The organism is Gardnerella washingtoni (assembly GCF_049262705.1).
GTDB lineage: Bacteria > Actinomycetota > Actinomycetes > Actinomycetales > Bifidobacteriaceae > Bifidobacterium > Bifidobacterium vaginale_D.
In genome coordinates, this window is the sequence record NZ_CP058398.1 from 953,485 (window position 1) to 974,485 (window position 21,001).

Sequence of the window (21,001 nt, forward strand, 5' to 3'; positions counted from 1 at the left end):
ATGAAAACTTCTGCATTACCACGAGCACACTTATTGCATGAATACTATCGTATACCACTGCACTATGCTACAACGAGTCAGACTCGCCACGAATAAATGCCAAAACTTTCGGCAAATCTTCAGGCTGAACCAAAACTTCGCGAGCTTTAGAACCTTCAGAAGGTCCAACAACGCCACGAGATTCCAGCAAATCCATCAATCGGCCAGCCTTCGCAAAGCCAACACGCAGCTTTCGCTGAAGCATTGAAGTAGAACCAAATTGCGAACCAACAACAAGCTCCGCAGCCTGAAGCAACTCATCCATATCGTCGCCAATATCACTTGTTTTCAGCTTGCTTTGAGCTTGAGCATCCGCTTTTTGAGCCATCTGCTCAATATCTTCACGATACTTTGGCTTACGCTGCGTGCGAACATACTCCACAGCTTTACGAATTTCAGATTCGCTCACCCATGAACCCTGTACACGTTGAGGCTTAGCAGCACCCATTGGAAGGAACAAAGCGTCACCTTGACCGATTAAAGTTTCAGCACCAACAGTATCGAGAATTACTCGAGAATCAGTTGCAGATGAAGTAGCAAAAGCCAAACGGGAAGGAATATTTGCTTTAATCAAACCTGTTACAACGTCAACAGACGGACGCTGAGTAGCGAGAACCAAATGCACGCCTGCAGCGCGAGCAAGCTGAGTAATACGCTGAATAGAACTTTCAACATCGTTCTTAGCAACCATCATTAAATCAGCCATCTCGTCCACAACCACAAGCAAATACGGGTATGGGGCAACTTTTCGCTCAGAGCCAGCCGGCGCGTGAACCTTTCCTTCGCGAACAGCCTTGTTGAAATCTTTCACATGTCGGAAACCGAAGAATTGCAAGTCGTCGTAGCGAGCATCCATCTCTTTAACAACCCACTCAAGAGCTTGAGCTGCCTTCTTAGGATCCGTAATAATCGGCGTGAGCAAATGCGGAATGCCAGCGTATGCAGAAAGTTCCACGCGCTTAGGATCAACCATAATCATACGAACTTGCTCAGGAGTTGCACGCATAATAATCGAAGTAAGCATTGAGTTAATAAAACTCGACTTACCAGAGCCGGTGGCACCAGCAACCAGCAAATGCGGCATTTTATCGAGAGCTGCCGTTACAAAATGACCCTCAACATCTTTTCCAACGCCTGTAAGCATAGGATTAGGATCATCCATGGCCTTTTGCGAGCGCAACACGTCACCTAAGTGCACAATTTCGCGGTCTACGTTTGGAATTTCAATACCAATCGCAGACTTTCCTGGAATCGGAGATAAAATACGCACATCCGTACTAGCTACAGCGTATGCAATATTTTTTTGTAAATTGGTAACTTTTTCAACTTTTACTCCAGGACCAAGTTCCACTTCATACTGCGTAACAGAAGGACCTCTAAGAAAACCGATTACGCGCGCATCAACATCAAACTGCTCAAACGTGGAGGTCAAAGCACGAATAACATTGTCATTAGCAGGAGTACGAGCAGCATGAGGCTTTCCATGAGCCAGCAAATTCAAATCAGGCAGTCGATACGGTTGTAAATCATCAGTATGAGTATCAGCAGATTCCGCCGCACCCGTAGCAACTTGAGCAGTTGCACCATAAGCACCAGCACCATCGCCATGAGGTGCATCCGAATCTTCCTGATTACGACGATACTGATCCATTCTTTCAGCCGGAATACTCGACCACGGATCAGCTATAGCATCTGCAGTATTACTCATAGGAGCTTTAGGTAACGTTTCTGCAGAAGTAAACTTAGCTGCAGAAGAGGCACTACGAGGTGTCACATAGTCAGTATCAGTATAAGATTGTTCAGACCCTGGCACATGTGAATCACGACCAGCGCCGCTACTTACAGTACGAGCTCGCTTAGGTTCCACATGCTCAAACTCTTCATTGGTATCTCCATGTACAGCGGCAGCATGAGCAAACGCATCATCACCAGCGTACTCATCAAGCAATTCTTCACTGTTATTATTCTTTTTACGTCCGAATAGTGATTGCCACAATTTGGATAGTAGAGAAGTCTTTGCAGACTTGCTCTTTTCTCGAGGTGATGCTTCATCATGCGTTGGCACGCCTTCAGCAAAATGCAAAGAATGAGTATCGTCATCAGCATCTTCAGTAGTATCATCAGCATCTTCAGCATCTTCATCAGCATTTTTAGATGACTTTCGATGGGAATGCTTTGTGAACATACTCGCAACACATTGAGCAATATCAGTCACATGAAGACGAGCAATCAGCAATATTGCAAAAATAGAGATAATAACAAAAATAATAAGAGCAAAAATACGAGAAAGACCCCAAGACAGCGGCGATCCTAAAGCAAATCCCAATAATCCACCAGATTTTTGCAACGCTTCAAAACTAAAAGTATGACGTTGAGCAGCAAAAACAATATCAATAATTGAACAAATAGACCACAGTAACAGAATAAAACCGCCTATAACACGCGGATTACCTGAATCTGCACCACTATTGCGCATTAAACGAAAAGCAACAACAGTTAACCAAACTGGCAATACCACGCTCATAACGCCGAGCAAACTTGAAGCAAGCACGTGCAAACCTATGCCAATGAAACCACTTACACGAAACCATTCAGAAGCACAGAATAACACAGCAAGAACCAACATAATAAAGCACAAACCATCCCTGCGGTAAGCTTCATCATATTCTCCAACACCAAAAAGCGTGCGCACGAGCTTCCCTAAAGTTCGTGGTACAAATAGAAGCATTGTCTCCCACCATGGTTCCTTAGGCGCTGCCTTACCAGCCATACAATACTCCTTCTGCACTATGCGCTATTAGTACGCAATGTCATCATCAACAACATACAAATGTATAACCATACCAGTCTACTCCATAGACGGAGGTTATTGGGGTTATAGGCCAAAAAGTGTGTAAGAAATCATGTCTCACGCATTGTAATACAAGTGTTTTGCGGTAATCGAATCTGTTTGCTGCACATTCGCCACCCGGACAAAAAGTGTGTAAAAAATAAGCTCATAACCCTTATAGCAGTAAGGCTCAATGTATATCGAATGTGGGTTATTTCTTATGCTAAGCGGCGTTCAAAGTAGGTATTAGCTGAATATTTAACAATAAATCGTCAAACTTTGTTACTAATGCAGATTACGTACTGCGCGAATAACGCTAAATCGCAATTATTCGTTACTAATGCAGATTACGTACTGCGCGAATAACGCTAAATCGCAATTATTCGTTACTAATGCAGATTACGTACTGCGCGAATAACGCTAAATCGCAATTATTCGTTACTAATGCAGATTACGTACTGCGCGAATAACGCTAAATCGCAATTATTTGTTACTAATGCAGATTACGTACTGCACCAGTAACATATGACTGTTCTTTCTCAGTTTGTTAGCTAAGTTTTTAATGCTGTTTAGATTATGGATTATAGACACATAATATTCATCATCATAGTTTTACACACTTTTTGGCCTATAACCCGGTTATTGAAATAAAGCAATGAAGAAATGAAAGAATGAAGCGGTTGCCACTTACCCTTTACGCCCTTACAACCCCACTCTTCCAAACAATGCCACAAAACAAAAACGACTAGCAAAAACTAGCCGTTCAAATGGGGTGGCTAACGCGGCTTGAACGCGCGACCTTCTGAACCACAATCAGATGCTCTACCGACTGAGCTATAGCCACCATGTGCATGAAACATACAGAATCACACAACAGAGGAATACTATACACGAATTTTCTGATTTACGCCAGCATCATCTATTTCGGCGCGTCGTAATGTATTTCATATTCATCATACTCATATTCGTGTTGTGGAGATTTGAGATTTTTCGCACAGATTGTATGTTTGCATGTTTATGAAGTTTTGCAATCGCAAATAAAGAAATCCCACAAAACTCACATCATTCGACAATGGCAAATGCAACAATGAGTGTATGAGTTTTTCTGAGCACAATCAACGCATTTTTGGCGTAACTGAAAATAGCAACAACCTGACCGCACTTCTGCTTGGCTCAGGCGAGCTTGGCAAGGAAATTGCGATTGAGCTTATGCGATTAGGCGTGCATGTTTGCGCTGCCGATAGCTACAAAAATGCTCCAGCGATGCAAATAGCTCACGAATATCGCGTGCTTGATATGTCGGACGCCAATGCATTGCAACATCTTATTGACGAAGTGGAACCGAATATTATTATTCCTGAAGTTGAAGCAATTGCCACAAATGTGCTGAAAAATGCTGCGCAACAGCATATTCAGATTGTTCCCAGCTCCGATATTGCTGCCATTGCTATGGATCGCGAGCGCTTGCGTAGAATTGCGCACGAAGATTTAGGGCTGCCTACTACACCGTATTGTTTCGCTTCATCGTATGAAGAATTATGCGATGGTGCTCAGCAGGTCGGCTACCCTTGCGTTGTTAAGCCTGTTATGAGCTCTTCTGGTCACGGCCAGTCAATAGTTCGCAGTCCTGAACATTTATTTGCTGCGTGGAATGAGGCTCAGCATGGCAGACGAGCTGCAGTTGGGCATGAAAATGAGTGTTCTCGCGTTATTGTTGAAGCTTTAGCTCCGCTTGATTATGAGCTTACTGTGCTTACTATAAGTTCTTCTGCAGGTATTACTACTTGCGAACCTATTGCTCAATGTCAGCAGGATGGGGATTATAGAGAATCTTGGCAGCCTGCGAATATTCCAGAATCGATTCGCGTTCAGGCGCAGAATATTGCGAAACGCGCTGTAGAAGGTTTAACTCATATTGCGCACGATTCTAACGAAACTGGTTGGGGTGTTTATGGAGTCGAATTATTTGTGTTGACTGATGGTTCGCTTCTTTTTAATGAGCTTTCACCTCGACCACACGACACTGGCATGGTGACTATGATTTCCCAGCATTACAGCGAGTTTGCGCTTCATGTGCTCGCTATTTTAGGTGTGCCAATTACAGCAACGTATACTGCGCTGTCGTTGCGAGATGGCGAGGTTGCCGCAAGTCACGCTGTAGTTATTGAAGGCAATGGTGCTGTTGGTTTTACTCATGTTGCTCAAGCTTTAAGCACGGATAGCAAGAGTAATAATCGTTTGAATCTGCGTATTTTTGCTAAACCTTCAGTTTATGGTCACAGACGCATGGCTGTTGCTCTTGCCACTGGATTAGACGCACAGGATGCTCGAAACAGTGCGACACGCATTGCACACACGTTGCGGACGGTGTCTGCAAATATTGAAATGCGTTGAAAATCATGTGATTGAGCATAGTTTTGTAAATAGATTTCGTAATTTTTGCCGGCAGTTTTGTAGGCAACAATTGTTACGCTAATCGTGCTGGCCAAGGTCAGGTAAACCTACAAATACTGTTGGTTTGCGCCTACAACTATGAGTGCACGTAAGAGAGGGCATATCATGGAAAAACTTGATAAGTTGTATGAAGGCAAAGCCAAAAAACTGTACGCTACCGATGACACCAATGTGCTCTGGGTTGAATATATGAACCAGGCAACCGCTGGTAACGGTCTGAAGAAAGCTCAGATCGCCGGTAAAGGCAGTTTAAATAACCGGATTACTTCTTTACTATTCCATCTACTTGAGGCGCGCGGCGTAAAAAGCCACTTCCTCGGACGTATTTCCGATACTGAACAACTCGTAAAGCGTATGCGCATGTTCCCGCTGGAAATTATTATGCGTAATACTGCTGCCGGTTCTTTTGCAAAACGGTATAACGTTAAAGAAGGAACCCCACTGAAGAAGCCATTGTTGGAGTTCTGTGTGAAGTCTGACGAACTTGGCGATCCGTTTATTAATCCAGAAGGCGTTGTCGCTCTAGGTCTTGCAACCGACGAAGAGATGGCGGAAATTACTCGTCAAGCTCACGCAGTCAACAATGCTTTGCTTGATATTTTCTCCAAGATTGACGTGCAGCTTGTTGATTTCAAGATTGAAGAGGGCGTAGACAGCGAAGGCAATATTCTTCTTGCTGATGAGATTACGCCTGATACTTGCAGACTTTGGGATAAACGCAATGCTGGTACGGATGGAGTAAGTCATTTGGATAAGGACTTATTCCGACGTGATTTAGGCGACATTATTCCTGCATATGAAGAAATTCACAGCAGGCTTGCAAACTTGGCACAAAGCGAAGGCTTGGATGTTGCTGTGCGCAAACCTGATGATTGCGTAGAATAATAATGATTGTTGTGGCTCGTGCCTTGTTGGGTGCGAGCCACATGCATTCTTACTGATTTTAATAATTTAATTATTGGTAATATTGATACCTGAATTACTACTAATGTGATTCCACTCAATTACTTATAACTTAATTACTTATAATTTAAAAACCTATACAACAACAAACACTGCATTCATACCGCACATTCAACAAGGTAGGTTTCTCGTGGTATTTCGCGTATATGTGGAAAAACGCAATGGTTTTGACGTTCAAGCACAACAGCTTTTACATGAGCTTAAGGAAATTCTTGGCATAAGCGCGATTACTTCCGCACGCATTATCAATAGATACGATGTAGAAGGTATTGGGGAGGATTTGTTCAATACTGCTGTGCGAACAGTATTCAGTGAACCACCAGTTGATAATACGTATGATTATTTGCCTATTGAAACAAGCGAGCACGTGTTCGCTGTCGAATTTTTACCTGGGCAGTTTGATCAGCGCGCGCAATCCGCAAGCGAATGCATTCAGCTTATTAGTCAAGGTGAGCGCCCAATTGTGCGAACTGCTAAAGTCATTGCATTAAAAGGCGATCTTGATGACGCAGCTATGCAAGCTATTAAACATTACATTATTAATCCTGTTGAAGCGCGTGAGGCAGCTCTCGATGAAGTCAATAGTTTGCAACGCGAAACAGTTGTTCCAGCAGATGTTGAAGTAGTGAATGCGTTTAATGATTTAGATGATGCAGGTTTGCAAGATTTTATTCATTCGCGCGGTTTAGCTATGGATTTGGCTGACGCAAAGTTTTGCCAGCAGTATTTCCGTTACGAGCAGCGGAATCCTACTATTACTGAGATTCGCGTTATTGATACATACTGGTCTGATCACTGCCGTCACACGACTTTTGGTACTGAGCTTACTGATATTACTATTGACGACGATACAGTGCAAAAAGCTTTCCAACGTTATCTTTCATTGCGCAGTGAACTTCAACGCGAAAATAAGCCTGTGTGCTTAATGGATATGGCTACTATTGGCGCTAAATATTTGAAGCATACTGGTGAATTAAAGAATTTGGATGAGTCCGAAGAGATTAATGCTTGCACAGTAAAAGTTAAGGTTGACGTGAATGGTCATGATGAAGATTGGCTGTTCCTATTTAAGAATGAAACACATAATCATCCTACGGAGATTGAGCCTTTTGGTGGCGCTGCTACGTGCATTGGCGGCTGCATTCGAGACCCTCTTTCTGGACGTTCCTACGTTTACCAAGCTATGCGCGTGACTGGTGCTGCGGATCCTCGTACGCCTATTAGTGAAACTTTAAATGGCAAACTTCCGCAGCGAAAAATCGTAACTTCTGCTGCAGCCGGCTATTCTTCTTACGGAAATCAGATTGGTTTAGCTACAGGTGAAGTTCATGAGTTATACCACCCGGGGTATGTTGCTAAGCGCATGGAAGTTGGTGCTGTTGTTGCCGCTACCCCAGCCGACCATGTACGCAGGGAAACTCCTGCTCCTGGCGATGTGATTATTCTTCTTGGCGGACGCACTGGTCGCGACGGCATTGGTGGAGCTACCGGCGCTTCTAAAGCGCAAGATGTTGAAAGCATTGAAGAATGTGGCGCTGAAGTACAAAAAGGTAACGCTCCTATTGAGCGTAAATTGCAAAGGTTATTCCGTCGCAAGGATGCGTGCCAGCTTATTAAGCGTTGTAATGATTTTGGTGCTGGCGGCGTTTCGGTTGCAACTGGCGAAATCGCCGACGGCTTAACTATTAATCTCGACAAAGTTTCTAAAAAGTATGAAGGTCTCGACGGTACTGAGCTTGCTATTTCTGAATCTCAAGAGCGTATGGCTGTAGACGTTGCTGCCAATGATGCTGAAGCATTTTTGCAGTATGCTCGTGAAGAGAATCTTGAAGCAGAAATTGTAGCAACTGTTACTGAAGAAGCTCGTATGCGCATGACTTGGCGCGGAAAAACCATTGTGGACTTAAGTCGCGCGTTCTTAGCTTCTAATGGTGCCCCAAAACAGCAGGTACTTCATATTGAAGCTGGAAAATCTTATACGAACCCGTGGCAAGATAAGTCTGATTTGACGCTTACTGAGCGTATGCGTGCTCTTGTTTCAGACATTAATATCGCTTCTAACAAGGGTTTGTCAGAACGTTTCGACTCTACGATTGGCGCTGCGACTGTGCTTATGCCTTTTGGCGGTCGTCGTCAGCTTACTCCTGCTCAAGCTATGGTTGCGAAATTCCCAGTATTTGGTGAAACCAATACAGCTTCCGCAATGGCTTGGGGCTTTAACCCATATTTGATGGAAAAGAATCAGTTTACTGGAGCTTACGTTGCAGTTGTTGAGTCTTTAGCAAAACTTGTAGCAAGTGGTTTCACGCGCGAACGCGCTTATTTGAGTTTGCAAGAGTATTTTGGCAAGCCTCACGACGTTCCAGAACGTTGGGGTAAACCGGCTGCAGCAGTTCTTGGCGCTTTAAGTGCGCAGCTTGATTTTGGCGTGGGTGCTATTGGCGGCAAGGATTCTATGAGTGGTAGTTTTGAGCATTTGGATGTGCCACCAACTTTAATTTCGTTTGCTGTTTCCACTGGTGACGCGCGTTTAACTGTTTCGCCTGAATTTAAGGGTGTCAATCATAAAGTTATACGCATTGCTCCAAAATATAAATCCGACGGAATCACTCCTGAAAAGGAAAGTTTCCTTGAAACTCTGAGTATTATCGAAAATATTACGAAGAATAAGCAGGCTCTTGCTATTGCCACACCTGGCTATGGTGCTAGTGCAGAGAGCTTATTCAAGATGACGCTTGGAAATCATATTGGTCTAACTTTATTCAACAATATAAGCGACGACGATTTATTTAAGCCAGCATATGGCACATTCTACGTAGAACTTCAAGAAAACGCAGAAGTACCGTCTCAAACGGACGCAAGTTTAGTTGATATTGCAATTATTGGCGAAACAAAAGAAAATTACGCAATCACTTCAGCTAGTGGTGAAGAAGTTGATTTGCTTGATTTGCAAAAAATTTGGGAACATGAGCTTGCTTCAATCTTCCCATATAAGAAGCCTGGTGAAATTGTAGAAACTATTAATCATGAAACTCATGTTTCTACTACAAAACGCGCGCACACAGGAAATCTAAAACCGCTTGCGCATCCTCGCGTTATTATTCCAGTTTTCCCTGGAAATAATTGCGAATACGATACTCAAGCTGCTTTTGAGCGCGCAGGCGCCGACGCACATACACTTATTATTAATAACTTAAGTGCCAAGGATATTGCTGAGTCTGCTAATAAGCTAGTTGAAGAAATTAAGAAGAGTCAGATTGTTATGATTCCTGGTGGTTTCTCCGGCGGCGATGAACCGGATGGTTCAGCAAAATTTATTACAGCATTCTTTAGAAACCCTGAAGTTACGGATGCTGTGCGCGATTTACTTCAGCATCGCGATGGCTTAATGCTGGGTATTTGCAATGGTTTCCAAGCACTTATTAAACTTGGTTTGGTTCCGTTTGGAGATATTATTCCTATTGATGCTCAATGCCCAACTCTTACCTACAACACTATTGGCAGACATCAAAGTCGCATTGTTCGTACACGCGTCGCTTCAAATATGTCTCCATGGTTAAACAATACGCAGGTTGGAGATATCCACACGGTTGCAATTTCTCATGGTGAGGGTCGTTTTATTGCAACTGACGAAGTGATGCAAAAACTCATACAAAACGGTCAAATTGCTACACAATACGTTGATAGTAATGGTGTACCGAGCATGAGTCTTAGCGTTAATCCGAATGGTTCAATGATGTCAGTCGAAGGCATTACTAGCCCAGATGGCAGAGTTTTTGGAAAGATGGGTCATTGCGAGCGCGCTGGTCGTGGCTTGTATGTCAATATTCCTGATTTTCACGAGCAGCCACTGTTTCATGCTGGCGTAGAGTACTTTACAGCATAAACAATCCACTATTATTACGCTTAATTATGGTGAAAAGTTTATGCAGCATGATTAATAATTCAGCAAACACAGTTATCGATTGGCAGGGGAGTAAAGATGTCTGCAGAGCTTGAAAACATTCATGAAGAGTGCGGTGTATTTGGCGTTTGGGGTCATTCGGACGCTGCTCGACTCACATATTTTGGATTGCATGCGCTGCAGCATCGTGGGCAAGAAGGTGCCGGAATCGTATCTAACGATAATGGTGCTCTCCACGGCTACCGTGGGTTAGGCTTGCTTACGCAAGTATTTAGTAATGAGCAGGTTATGGATCGTCTTACGGGAAACCGTGCGATTGGTCACGTGCGTTATGCTACCGCAGGTTCGGGAAGCGTTGATAATATTCAGCCTTTCTTGTTCCGATTCCACGATGGTGACGTTGCTCTTGCACATAACGGAAATTTGACGAATTGCACTAGTTTGCGCAATTCTTTGGAAAATAACGGTGCCATTTTCCACTCAAATTCCGACACTGAAATACTCATGCACTTAATCAGACGCTCTCATAAGCCAACTTTTATGGAATGTCTTAAAGAAGCGTTACTTACTGTTCATGGCGGATTTGCTTACTTGCTACTTACACAGGATGCTTTAATTGGTGCTACGGATCCGAATGGTTTCCGCCCTCTTTCGCTTGGCAGAATGAATAACGGCGCATATGTGCTCGCTTCAGAAACATGTGCGCTTGATATTGTTCGCGCCGAATTTATTCGAGATATTGAACCTGGCGAAATTATTGTTATTAACGATAATGGCTACACCATTGAACGTTATACGGATCATGTGCAGCACGCTGTGTGCTCAATGGAGTTTATTTATTTTGCTCGTCCAGATTCTAATATTTACGGCATTAATGTGCACGCTGCTAGAAAGCGCATGGGTTCTCGTTTAGCTCAAGAGTCTCCTGTTGAAGCAGACATGGTTATTGGAGTGCCTAATTCTTCGCTTTCTGCCGCCGCAGGATATGCAGAAGCAAGTGGACTTCCTAATGAAATGGGGTTAATCAAAAATCAGTATGTAGCTCGCACGTTTATTCAGCCTACGCAAGAATTACGCGAGCAGGGAGTGCGCATGAAGCTTTCTGCTGTGCGTAGTGTTGTTCAAGGAAAGCGTGTTATTGTTCTTGATGATTCAATCGTGCGCGGCACAACTTCTAAGAGAATTGTGCAACTTTTGCGAGAAGCTGGCGCTAAAGAAGTGCATATGCGTATTTCTTCACCTCCACTGAAATATCCTTGCTTCTATGGTATTGATATTCAGACTACGAAGGAGCTTATTGCTGCAAAACATTCAGTTGAAGAAATTCGCGATTACATTGACGCTGATTCGTTAGCATTTTTGTCGCTGGACGGGTTAGTTGAGTCGATTGGATTGCACAAGCCTGCGCCTTACGATGGTTTGTGTGTAGCGTATTTTAACGGCGACTACCCTACTGCTTTAGATGATTATCGTGAAGAATTTTTAGCTTCCCTTGCTCCTGAAGAGCGCAAGCATTTGCAAGAAATTAGCAAGCATAGTAAATATGCACACGAAAATCTTATTTAGCTTAATAATTTACTTATTTATTGCAATTGATTAATAAAACTTAAGAAAATACGTATATTAATATGACGAAAGGAACCAACATGCCACACGCATATGAAGAAGCTGGCGTAAGCGTAGAAGCAGGATACGAAGTAGTACGTCGCATCAAATCGCATGTGAATCGCACGAAGCGCCCAGGCGTTATGGGTGGCATCGGCGGATTCGGCGGATTGTTTGACTTGGCATCCCTCGGCTACAAAGAACCTGTGCTTATTTCTGGAACAGACGGCGTTGGAACCAAGCTTATGGTTGCCAACATGATGCATAAGCACGATACGATTGGCATTGATTGCGTTGCGATGTGTGTCAATGATATTGCAGCACAGGGCGCAGAACCATTATTCTTCCTCGATTACATTGCTTGCGGCAAAAATAATCCTGCACTTCTTGAGCAGGTTGTTGCAGGCGTTGCAGACGGCTGCGTGCAAGCTGAAGCTGGCTTAATTGGCGGAGAGACTGCTGAAATGCCTGGAATGTATGCTGAAGACGAGTACGATCTTGCTGGCTTTGCGGTTGGTGTTGCAGAGCGCTCCAATATTGTTGACGGTTCTACTATTACTTCCGGCGACGTGCTGATTGGTCTACCTTCTTCCGGAGTCCATTCGAACGGTTTCTCGCTGGTTCGTAAAGCTTTGTTTGAAGAAGCAGGTTTTAGCGTTGATACGAAGCTGGATGAGCTTGATGGCAAAACGCTTGGCGAAGTATTGCTTGAGCCTACGCGCATTTATGTAAAGGCTTTGAAGCCACTGTTTGCTGAGCATCTTATTAAGGGAGTTGCTCATATTACAGGCGGCGGATTTATTGAAAATATTCCGCGCATGTACGCAGACGATTTGGCTGCAAACATCGACACTCATAGCTGGAATGTTCCGCCTATTTTTGACGTTATTGAACAAGCAGGCAAAGTTGCTCACGCTGAAATGTTCAACGTTTTTAATATGGGCATTGGCATGGTTTTGGCAGTTGATGAAAGCAAAGCAGACGACGCAATGCGAATACTAAACGAGCATAACGAAACCGCTTATATTATTGGCAAGATGACTAAACGCGAAAACGTTGCAGTCGAATTGCAATAAAACTATAAAGGACAAAAAATGAAAGTTTTAGTAGTTGGTTCCGGCGCGCGCGAACACGCTATTGCACATGCACTTCTTAAAGGCGAAAGCGTTGAAGAAGTAACTGTTGCTCCTGGAAATCCTGGTATTGCAGCAGACGGCATTCAAACTGCAAACATTAGCCAGTCGAATCACGAAGCTCTTATTACGTTCATTAAAGATAACAACTACGATTTTGCGTTTATTGGTCCAGAAGTGCCACTGATGAACGGTATTGTTGATGACTTTGAAGCTCATGGTATTCCAACCTTTGGCCCAAACAAGCATGCGGCTCAAATCGAAGGTTCTAAAGATTTTGCCAAAAAGCTTATGGCTCGCCACAATGTTCCAACGGCAGCATACCAAACTTTTGACGCTTTAGAGCCTGCGCGCACCTATGTACTTGAGCATGGTGCTCCAATTGTAATTAAGGCGGACGGCTTGGCTGCCGGCAAAGGCGTTACTGTTGCTATGGACGAGAACACTGCTCTCGAAGCCTTGGAAGATATTTTCGTCGATCACCGTTTTGGCGCCGCTGGAGCAAAAGTTGTGATTGAAGAATTCTTGCAAGGTCAAGAGTTTTCGCTAATGAGTTTCGTAAGCGGAACCGACTTTTGGGTTATGCCAATTTCGCAAGATCACAAGCGCGCCTACGACGGAGATAAAGGGCCAAATACTGGCGGAATGGGAGCTTATAGCCCTGTGCCACAAATTAACGACGAAACAGTTCAGCGCGCTATAGATGAAATTGTGCGTCCAACTGTTGAAGGACTAGCTCAAGAAGGCACACCTTTTACTGGCGTACTGTACGCTGGCTTAATCGATACGAAAGATGGTCCAAAAGTTATTGAGTTTAACGCTCGATTTGGGGATCCAGAAACAGAAGTTGTGCTCCCACGATTAACATCAGATTTTGGTGCCGCTATCTGGAATATTTTGCACCATAAGACACCAGTTTTTACTTGGCAAAAAGAGGGTGTGACACTCGGTGTCATTATTGCTAGTGAAGGATACCCTGGAAACTTGGTTACTGGCACACCACTTCCCCACATTCCTGCTGACGAAACGCAAGGACAGCATGTGTATTATGCAGGAGTAAAAAGCGCAGAAGAAACTCATAATCTCATCACTTCTTCCGGTCGTGTAGCTCTTGTGCAAGTGCACGGGAAAAATGTAACAGATGCGCAAAACACTGTTTATACCATATTAGACAGCATTAATCTTCCACACATGTTCTACCGCCACGATATTGCTTCAAAAGCGTTACAGTAACAGTAATTGCTCACGACAGCGATTCCCAAATTTGAGAAATAACCCCAAATCTCACTATGGGACCCAATATTCCACTGGATCCCATAGTGAGATTTATTTATAAGCTACACAACTTGATGCAATTACGGCATAGTGAAGAAGTTAGTATTGCGCGTATAGCTCTTCCCCGCTGTAATGTCATATTGTATAAGTTTATAGTCGTTAAGCAGCTGCTTCGTTTCTTTATCCATATCACGGTATGCCATTGGTCTGCCGTTACGATCCAAATAAATTGACTGACCTTCAGGAATCCTATCCCATCCTTGAATCGTATTAACAACCGGCGGTTCCATTGCACTCACATGCTTATGCAACTTTGTAAGGAAAGCAACATAAGGAGAAACTCGCGCATTCATATGACGAGCAACTTGAGCAATAAAGAAGTTTGGCGAAGAGTACACATCAGTTTTAGCAGTATGCTTTTTCGTCACACTCGTTGCACGAGCAGCTTTATTTGACCAAATAAAGTAATCAGTTAAATGCAATATAAGAGAATTATTCTTATTCGCACTTGCAGTAGAATACGCTCCAGGAAGATGATCACCATAGAACAAAACCGTTACTGGCTTATGCAACTGATCCAGCTTCTTCAAAAACTTCTCAGTGGCTTTATCCGTATAGTTTGCTCCCTTAGCGTATGTTTGAATAATAGATGATTCTTCTTCACCTAACGGCGCATCATCATCAGTAGACGATACCTGAAACTCATTATTTTCATACCAATTGTTATACGGCATATGGTTTTGCATCGTAACCAATTGAATAAATTCTGGCGACTTCTTGCGAGCAATCGAATCCAAAACGCTATTGTATGCGGACTCGTCAGAAACATAAGGATTCAAATCAATACGATGCTTGTATTTAATAACTTCAGGACGTCGAAGCGTATAGAACTTAGTAAAACCAAACTTCTTATAATTCTTAGCACGCAAATACATAGACGGTTCAAACGGATGGAAAGCAAGAGAATTATTACCATCATTCCAATACTTATTGATAGTAGGCGTCCACGAAAGTTTTGGAACTAACTGCTGATACGGACTCGTAAGAGAAGGATCAAAATTAACCATGCTCAAACCAGTCATCGTCATATATTCAAGATTTGCAGTTCCGCCACCATAGCCAGAGGAAAGCATAAGACCACTATCCGTGTTTTTCTTCACACCGTTTATAAATGGAGTCACAGTCTTATTAAAAGCAAGTCCTGGAACGCGAGCAGGATTCGCAAATGATTCAGAAAGAATCACAATAAGCGTACGATCATTAATCTTATTGTTGCGCGAAGCGTTAATAATTTGCGCCTGCTTCTCATAACGAGCAACCACTTCTTTCATCGTACTTTCGCTATAATTAGCCGGCTTCGTCATCACTTTTGGATTTACTTGTCGCATAAAAGCTACTAGTGGGCCATTAATCTGAGCATCGTATGAAGAATCCCACATTGCTGGAGTATCGCCCATAATCTTATTAAAAGAGTTAGCTACAGAACCAACTGTTCCAGCTGAAGCAATATAAAATGCGAACAGGCTTGCCATCACTACAAAAACGCCACCACGCATACCATAGCGCAAATCTTTGCGCTCAAACCACACAACCATCCCACGATTTTTATCGATCACATGAATCACCATAAACACGGCAATAAAGAAAATTATCGATAGAATCGCAAAAGCAATAACACGAGGCGCATTAGGCGGCAAGAATGTGGAAATATTGCCAGTATCACTCTGTAGGAAATTCAAATCTGCAGGAAGAATCGCCTCATTGCGCACAAATATTTTCATGTACTCTACAGTGGCAACCAGTGTAGCAACAACTAGCATTATGAGCGATGTAATCCAAAAACGGTTTATAACAATCAGCAACAAGCCGTAGAGAACAGCAACAATAAGCACATTCAGTAGAAATACAAAACTCAATACTGTCCACATATTGCTTACCATACGAACAAGATTTTCGTATAAAGCAAGAAAAGCTTGCTTTTTCGCACCAGCTTGCACACCAAGTTGAAGAATAGTAACAATCGCAATATCGTTAAGAACGAAAAATACTATATATAGCCAACGTGGAATTGCTACTTGATGTTCGTTGCATACGGTTCGCATCCGAGTAAAGAAATGTAACAACTTACTTTTGTGTTCTTCGTTGCATTCTTGTTTTTGTTGTTTACTGTTCTTTTGACGATTTTCTTGAACTACTTCTTTTTTCTCTTCTTTTCCTTCTTTTCCTCTTTCTTCTTCACCTTCTTTTGCTTTACTTTTCAAAGATTCCTCTGCAATTGTATTCATAATCTATTCCAATCGTTCCACATCAACGAACATATAAAGACCACATATATAGCTTCTTATTGTAATTATGAGCCTCGTCATAGTTTATTTTTATAAGCAACACTGCAAATATTCATACTTACGATGGATTACAATATGCGCTTCAACTACGTATTATTAGAAATATGTAATCATCGTATTAAAGACAGTCTGTAACAAGTAGAAAACAATCAATAATAAAAATAAAAGCTAATATTGAGAAAAATTTCAGATACATACGTTATATTAACAAGTTTGGTAGCGCATTGTGCATATCAACAACGATAACCATAATTCAAACGTACTCAACGAGAAAGTGTAGGGCTCAAGTATGCTGCAATTGGCAAAAGTAAGTCTTTTGCAAGGCTGGCTGCCAACAAGCTTATTTAGCGTAACTGGCATTGCTCTAGTATTACTGATTGTCATACGAACCAAAAAAGGCAAGCACTTACTGCACTTACTCTTACAACTTGGAGTTGCAAGCATAGCTTTTATTCTTGGTGGCGGCATTGCTTGGCTTATTTCCGACGTATTTCTTGTGTTTGGCGTAAGTCTCGGTTGGCTTGTTATTCTTTCTATTGCATGCGGTTTTGGTCTTATTGGTTTTGCGGGAGCAGCGTTAGTGCTTTCACGCGGATGGAAAAGACTGATTGCAATCATTTCGATTCTTCTCACAATAACAAGCACTGCACTACGCGTTGACATGGTGTATGGAGAGTACACTACGCTTGGCTCCATATTCGGCATGGGTAATTTTCCAAAACTAGAAATCACGAAAGAAAAATCAGCTACAGCCAGTATTCGAGAATGGCGGACCCTAGCAGAACATCATAAATTACCAAAATTACCACAAAAAGGCATTGTACGTTCAGCATATATTCCCAATACCGCATCTCACTTTAATGCACGCACAGCAAACGTATACTTACCACCAGCAGCATTAGTCAAGCATCCACCAAAATTACCTGTTATGGTTATGATGGCCGGTCAACCTGGTAGTCCTAATCATTTTTTTGCTGCAAGTGATATTGCGCGCACATTAGACACCTACGCGCAAAAACACTACGGTCTTGCACCTATTGTTGTAGCGCCAGATCAAAACGGCGCAGCAACGCACAACTCACTGTGCTCAGACACTCACGTGTATGGCAAAGCAGAAACCTATTTAATGCGCGATGTACCACGTTGGATCCGCAAACATTTACCCGTAAGTAAAGATCCTAGTATGTGGCTTATGGGAGGCTTCTCACAAGGCGGCACGTGTGCTACACAATTAGTTCCAGCATACCCACACATTTTCAGTGCAATATATTCAGCAGGTGGCGAACTAGAACCAACATATGTTAACCGTCAAGAAACTATTAAACAATACTTTTACGGCAATACTGCATCATATGAGCGGCACGTTCCCAGCAATGTTATGCGCAAGAACGCTCCTTTAAAGCAGGATTATTACGCTATTGCCGGATCTTGGGATCCTAAATCTCAATCCAATCAAGCAACTATTGCTATCAGCGCACATAAAGCTGGTATGAACGTTCTCACTATGCTTGCTCAAGGATCAGGCCATGATTGGCATACTGTACAAGCAGGATTGCGTATCGTTATCGACCGATTCTGTAAAAAAACGGGTATTGCCAATAGCGCACCAAATTTACATACGTATCCAAATGTACAAATTCTTGTTAACCAACACGTGAATCGACACTAATATGAAACTGTTCTTTTTCCAAAAATATCGCAAGCAGAACAACGCTGAGATTGCTACTAAATCGTCGAATCATCACACGAAAATTTTAGCTAAAGATTTCATCATGTGGCTGCAGCAACGAGTTTTCGCAATTACGTTAACTTGTGTTTTTATTATTATTAACTGCATCCACTGGTTAACCATTACGTTGATGCATATTTATACTTACGGCACGAATGCTACTCTCGCACAATTATTTATGCGTCACCATCCTGCAAAAGGTCCAAGTTTCTTCTTCGGACATGGCAATGTCACAAATTTGCTAGTCAAAATATGTCATTCGCTTATTTTTGTTAACAGTATGCCGTCGCTGCTTGTTAATTGTTTATTAGTTATTGTGCTTATCGGTGTTGCTGAAACACGTATTAGTAAATTGCGTATTATTACCATCGCAATAGTAAGTACAACAATCGGCATAATAGTTGGTCTTACGATTATCGGTAATCTTTCTATCATTATTCGCAATATGCATTGGATTACTAAAATCCCTATTAGACTATCACCATTCACACTGTTTATCGGCGCTTTTATGGCATCTGCAGCTTATGAATCAATTTTATGGCATAGACGCATGCTGGTAATCGGTTACGCTATCACTTCAGCAATGATGCTTTACAGTGGTAATCCTGGTGACTATTGCACTATTATTGCGGCACTTACTGGTCATATTATTGGCAATCTTATGTGCAAGTCAAAGAACGTGCAGCAAAAAGTAAATTGGTGGGAAGGAACTGATTACGAAATTCATCGACTTTTTGCTGTAGCACAAAGCATTGTGGCATTAGGACCAGTATTAGCATTATCGTCTCGCTCGCATGCTGGCATTCTTACTACACTTGGCTTATTTATGTCACCTCAAATGGGTTCTAAGCCATGGCTTACCCGATGCATGACAAATTACAGCACTAATAGCTGCTTACTTCATTCTGGTTTACATCATGCAACTATTGGCGGTTTATGGATTCGTATTCTGCTACCGATGATCACTATGCTGATTATCGCTTGGGGATTGTTGCGCGGACGTAAACTTGCAGCATGGACAGCTATAGTTATTAACGCATTAACAGTATTGTATGCTGGCATGTATTTTGCTGTTTTGCCGTTAATTGCCACGAGTCAACATGTTTCATCGCATCAACATAATGCGGTTGCTGTTGCTTTTATGCTTACTGTACTTCCACCACTACTTATCACTATTCTACTCATCATTAATGTAAAACATTTTTCTATTCGCACAAATCGACTGCAAGTGCGCTTAGGTTTAATTGCTATTATTATCGCTTTATACATTACCGGTACCGGGTATATTACTTTAAGCCTTATGATACCCGACGATTTTAAACCGTCTGCCGATATTTACCATTTACTACGCGATCTACCAGGGCGCTGGATGCCACTCGGCTTTGGTAATCGTTCTAATGCCATGCTTCGCACAGAAACACCATTATCTTCGGCATTAGCGCAGTCTGTTGGCGTAATATTTTGGGCAGTGCTGTTTATGGTGTGCTTTACTTGGTTCCGCAGTAAGCTTTCTACAAGCGAACAAGATAGAAAACGAGCAAGCTCTTTAGTAGAACTTGGCGGCAATACGATGAGCTTTATGACCACATGGCCAGATAATTATTACTGGTTCTCACAAACTGGTCAATCTGCCATCGCCTACCGTCTAAACTACGGTATTGCGCTCACTCTTACTGGTCCTTTTGGTAATACAAACGAATATAAGCAAGATCTTCGCAGATTTATTCAAGTATGTGAAAAAAATTCGTGGACTCCAGCATTTTATGCTGTCCACGATCATATACGTCAAGAACTAGAAAATCTTGGTTTTACCGCTATTAAAGTCGGTACTGACATGCTAGTAAATCCTCACGAATGGCAGACTCGCGGCAAAAAATGGCAAGATATTCGCACTGCTATTAACAAAGCAAAACGAGACGGTATTGTTGACGTCTTAACTACTTATAATGAAGCACCATGGGATATTCAACAGCAGATTGTAGAAATTTCAGAAGAATGGGCTGAGTTGAAAGCTCTTCCGGAAATGAAATTTACTTTGGGTGGCTTGGATGAGCTTCAAGACGAACGCGTAAAAATTTTATATGCCATTAACCAGCAAGGTCGCGTTCTAGGCGTAACAAGCTGGATGCCTACGTATCGCAATCACCGGATTATTGGTTGGACGCTTGATTTTATGCGTCACCGTACTGATAGCCCTAACGGCATTATGGAATTACTTATTGCGCGTATGGCAGAACGCTTACGCGACGAGGGCTTAGAGCACCCTGAATCAGCTGTAGAATTTATGAGCCTTTCAGCAGCACCTTTGGCTGGTATTGACGAACAGTCATTGCATGACGGCGAACCGCAATCAACCAATGTTATTACTCACGCACTTTCCATGATGTCAGACATTTTGGAACCTGCTTACGGTTTTAAATCATTGTACTTCTTCAAGAAAAAATTCCAACCAACAGCAAGTTCAGTGTATATCTGCTACATGGATTCGGCAAAATTAGCACAAATCTCGCTAGCTGTAACTCACGCGTACTTGCCAGAAGCTAGTGCAAAGCAAATATTAGAAATGGCTAAATCGCTACGACCGAAAAGTGGTGAGACGAACAAATGAAACTAAAACTTAACAAATAATTTGTTAAGTTTTGTATCAAACTTCGGCGAGTTCTCCCTACGGTTGCGTAAAGTAACAAGTGCACGTCAGGGAGGTTCATCGTGTCAGAAATAAAG

The 21,001-nt window shown here is 42.5% G+C and carries 10 protein-coding genes and 1 tRNA gene; 8 read left to right on the forward strand and 3 right to left on the reverse strand.

What is annotated here, in order from left to right; genetic code table 11:
* Positions 1 to 67: 67 nt before the first annotated feature.
* Both HXT28_RS03635 and HXT28_RS03640 read right to left on the reverse strand, forming a co-directional pair.
* A complete protein-coding gene (locus HXT28_RS03635; RefSeq protein ID WP_422113263.1) occupies positions 68 to 2,809 on the reverse strand; it encodes a DNA translocase FtsK in 2,742 nt (913 codons plus the stop codon).
* Between the two features lie 828 nt (positions 2,810 to 3,637).
* Positions 3,638 to 3,713: transfer RNA gene (locus HXT28_RS03640), tRNA-His, on the reverse strand.
* 251 nt (positions 3,714 to 3,964) lie between these two features.
* Here HXT28_RS03640 and purT point away from each other — a divergent pair.
* From purT to purD, 6 genes are all read left to right on the forward strand, one after another.
* Positions 3,965 to 5,263, forward strand: coding sequence for a formate-dependent phosphoribosylglycinamide formyltransferase (gene purT, locus HXT28_RS03645; protein ID WP_422113264.1), 1,299 nt, complete (start codon positions 3,965 to 3,967; stop codon positions 5,261 to 5,263).
* Between the two features lie 165 nt (positions 5,264 to 5,428).
* Positions 5,429 to 6,208 carry a phosphoribosylaminoimidazolesuccinocarboxamide synthase gene (gene purC, locus HXT28_RS03650; RefSeq protein ID WP_032814135.1) on the forward strand — a complete coding sequence of 260 codons (780 nt, stop codon included), beginning with the start codon at positions 5,429 to 5,431 and terminating at the stop codon, positions 6,206 to 6,208.
* A gap of 208 nt (positions 6,209 to 6,416) precedes the next feature.
* Positions 6,417 to 10,172 carry a phosphoribosylformylglycinamidine synthase gene (locus tag HXT28_RS03655; protein WP_422113265.1) on the forward strand — a complete coding sequence of 1,252 codons (3,756 nt, stop codon included), beginning with the start codon at positions 6,417 to 6,419 and terminating at the stop codon, positions 10,170 to 10,172.
* A 96-nt stretch (positions 10,173 to 10,268) separates the two neighbouring features.
* Positions 10,269 to 11,756: an amidophosphoribosyltransferase gene (purF, locus tag HXT28_RS03660; protein ID WP_422113266.1), complete on the forward strand. Its 1,488-nt coding sequence runs from the start codon at positions 10,269 to 10,271 to the stop codon at positions 11,754 to 11,756.
* 80 nt (positions 11,757 to 11,836) lie between these two features.
* On the forward strand, positions 11,837 to 12,871 hold the full coding sequence (gene purM, locus HXT28_RS03665; RefSeq protein ID WP_064347636.1) for a phosphoribosylformylglycinamidine cyclo-ligase: 1,035 nt from the start codon (positions 11,837 to 11,839) through the stop codon (positions 12,869 to 12,871).
* Positions 12,872 to 12,889: 18 nt separating this feature from the next.
* Positions 12,890 to 14,161 carry a phosphoribosylamine--glycine ligase gene (gene purD / locus HXT28_RS03670; protein ID WP_422113267.1) on the forward strand — a complete coding sequence of 424 codons (1,272 nt, stop codon included), beginning with the start codon at positions 12,890 to 12,892 and terminating at the stop codon, positions 14,159 to 14,161.
* A 122-nt stretch (positions 14,162 to 14,283) separates the two neighbouring features.
* Here the strand turns inward: purD and HXT28_RS03675 are convergent, their stop codons facing one another.
* Positions 14,284 to 16,305, reverse strand: coding sequence for an LTA synthase family protein (locus HXT28_RS03675; protein ID WP_422113699.1), 2,022 nt, complete (start codon positions 16,303 to 16,305; stop codon positions 14,284 to 14,286).
* 532 nt (positions 16,306 to 16,837) lie between these two features.
* Between HXT28_RS03675 and HXT28_RS03680 the strand changes: the two genes are divergently transcribed.
* The gene (locus tag HXT28_RS03680; RefSeq protein WP_064347640.1) at positions 16,838 to 18,217 is read left to right on the forward strand and encodes an alpha/beta hydrolase; all 1,380 of its coding nucleotides are present in this window, start codon (positions 16,838 to 16,840) and stop codon (positions 18,215 to 18,217) included.
* A 1-nt stretch (position 18,218) separates the two neighbouring features.
* Complete coding sequence (locus HXT28_RS03685; protein ID WP_422113268.1) at positions 18,219 to 20,885, forward strand: bifunctional lysylphosphatidylglycerol flippase/synthetase MprF; 2,667 nt, start codon at positions 18,219 to 18,221, stop codon at positions 20,883 to 20,885.
* Positions 20,886 to 21,001: the final 116 nt, after the last annotated feature.